2 protein-coding genes are annotated in these 2705 nt (G+C 75.4%); one reads left to right on the top strand and one right to left on the bottom strand.

Annotated elements, in window-relative coordinates:
• Positions 1 to 482 (top strand): PAS domain-containing protein (locus AE652_RS39150; protein WP_159028700.1); only part of this gene is annotated, 482 nt, incomplete at its 5' end.
• A 91-nt stretch (positions 483 to 573) separates the two neighbouring features.
• Here the strand turns inward: AE652_RS39150 and AE652_RS39145 are convergent.
• On the bottom strand, positions 574 to 2055 hold the full coding sequence (locus tag AE652_RS39145; RefSeq protein ID WP_049660292.1) for a hypothetical protein: 1482 nt from the start codon (positions 2053 to 2055) through the stop codon (positions 574 to 576).
• Positions 2056 to 2705 lie beyond the last annotated feature (650 nt).

Here is a 2705-nt window from a genome sequence, read left to right as displayed (position 1 = left end):
AGGTCGTCCAGCTGCTTGAGCAGGGCGGACCCGGCACGGGCGACGGTGCGGGCGACGCCGACAGCGGAACGGACGGCAGAGTGGACGGCACGGCCCAGGAGCCGACCGGCCCGTACCTCGGCGCCGGCGGCGACCACGACGCGATCACCGACGACGGCCCGATCGGCTCCGCCGAGTGGGACCTGCTGACCGACGGGATCCAGTGGAGCCCGGAGGCCTACCTCCTCCTCGGCTGCGAGCCGGGCCACGGCCCGCTCAGCCTCGACCGGCTGCCCGACCGCCTGCCCGAGGCGGACCGGCCGCTGCTGCGGCGGATGATGACCGACGCCCTGGTGCACGGCCGCTGCGCCGCCGGCACCCTGCGGGTCCGCCGGCCCGACGGGCGGTACGACGGCGTCGAGTGCGCGGGCGAGCCCGTCCTCGGCACCGACGGCACGGTCGTCGCGCTGCGCATGCTGCTCCGCCCGGCCCCGCCGCACTGAGCGCACGGCCCCTCTCACCCCGAGCCCACAACCCCCGCCCCGCCGTACCGCGCCCGACGGCCCGGCCCGGGCCCGTACGTCCGCGGGCCCGTCAGGTCAGCCGGCGCCGGTTCTTGGCGTCCGCCGCCCGCAGCGCCCGGCCCAGCTCCTCCCGCAGCTCGTCCACCACGGGCAGCCCCCGGTACTGCGCGGTCAGCCGGTACATCTCGCGCAGCCGGTCCCAGGTCCGGTGCGAGGAGTTCTGGCCGATCAGGTTCATCACCATCTTGGCCTGGAACCGCGCCGCGTCCGGCTCGCCGGTGAGCAGGTGCACCGAGGCCAGGGTGATCCGGTCGAACAGCGCCGACCGCAGCTGCCCGGTCCCCTCCCGCAGGGTGATCACCCGCTCCGCGTGCCGGCGGGCCTCGGGGGCCGCCCCCGGGTCGTGCTCGGAGAGCGTGCGCAGCACCAGGGCCTGCATGCCGCGCAGTTCGGCCTCGTCGAACACCTGCATCCACGAGGGCGGTGGCTCCGGTGCCTCCTCGGTGAACAGGTCCTCGGCCTCCCCGAGCAGCCGGTAGGTGTCCTGGGAGTGCCCGATCGAGGCGTGCGCCCACGCCTCGACGGTGTTGAGCATGGCGCGCGTTCTGGGCAGCAGCCGGCCGCCGGCCGCCTTGGCCGCCGACATCAGGTCCAGCGCCTCGTCGGCCCGGCCCAGGTGCACCATCTGCCGCGCGGCCCGGGAGATCGCCTCGCCGGCCCGTGGCCGGTCGCCGGCCTCCTTGGCCGCGTCGGCCGCGATCATGAAGTACTTCTGGGCGGTGGGCTCCAGCCCCACGTCGTGCGACATCCAGCCCGCCAGCACCGCCAGGTTGGCCGCGACCAGCCACAGCCGCTGCTCCACCGCGGGTGCGTGCCGGTGCGTCAACAGGCCGCCGACCTCGTTCAGTTGACCGACCACCGCCTTGCGCTGCAACCCGCCGCCGCGGGCCGCGTCCCAGGCCCGGAACACCTGTACCGAGTGCTCCAGCGACTCCACCTCGTCGAGCCCGACCGGGCCCGCGTCGTACACGTCCGCCGCCGGGTGCGCTCCGCCCCCGGCGACCGCCTGTCGCGGCCCTGGGACGGAGGCCGCGTACGCGACCGCGTCCCCGCCCAGCCAGCCCTTCAGCGAGTCGGCGATGACCGCCCCGGCCGTGAGCGCGGCTCCGGCGCCCACCAATCCACGTCGGTTCAGCATGAGGTCCATTCCCGTGAACTCGGTGAGGACCGCGGCTGTTCGATCCGGCGACCATGGCACTGCTGCGGACGCGTCCGCTCCGGACCTGGTGGGCCGGTGTCGTTCCAGACCGAGGTCCTCAGTGGTGACGACACGGCCGAGCCGCTCCGTGAACACGGCCGCCAGCACCCTCGGCACCGGATCGCGCGGGATCTCCCCCTGCTCGATCCAACGCCGTACCCTCGACGTGTCGGTGGACAGCTGCAACTGCCCCATCGCGGCACCCCGACGGTTGACCAGCCGCGCCAGCTCGCCCTTCGACCATCCGGTCAGGACGAACAGGTCGGCCAGTCGGGTGTTGGGTTCCCTGCTCAACGAAGCCCCCAGGTTCCTCGGCTGATCCGAGGCTAGAGGCTCGGGCAAGTGCCGGGCGAGCATTCGCCACCGTTCGCCAGGCCCGCCAGACTACTAAGCCAGTGCCCGACGGGTGTGTTGTAGGGGTGCGCCACCTCGCCCCCCGGGTCGGGCGGTGTCCCACCAGCGTCGGGGCTGTCCCCCGACGGTGGCACGGGGCGCTCCCGGTCCTCACCCGAGGGGGTGGCGCGGCCGGGTGGCGCGGGAGCGCCGGGCACGGCCACGGCAGTCCGGCCGACCGCATTCCCCAGGGTGCGGACGGCCGGAGCACCGCCGACCAGGGGTTCCTGACCCCGCGTCCGTGCCCGGCGCCCGCGCACCACCGACCGCACCGCTACGGGGTACCGCGCGGAGCAGCGCACCGCACGACGTACCGCACCACCCGCAGGGCCGCCGTCACGCCAGGAAGCACACGGCACCGGCCCTCCCCCGCCCCCGCGGGGCAAGCACCCGCCGACGGACCGGAAGGGACCTCCCTCAGCCCATGTACTCCTCAGCGACGACCCCCACGCCCACCGCGACCCGCCCAGCGCTGCGCCCCCCCACCGCAGCCGCCGGCCGCACCGGCCCCAGGGCCGTGCCCCCGGCGAGCCGTCCCGCGGTCCCGCGCG

Source organism: Kitasatospora sp. MY 5-36, assembly GCF_001182915.1.
In the GTDB taxonomy this organism is placed as follows: domain Bacteria; phylum Actinomycetota; class Actinomycetes; order Streptomycetales; family Streptomycetaceae; genus Kitasatospora.
This window is presented reverse-complemented; position numbering and strand designations above follow the sequence as displayed.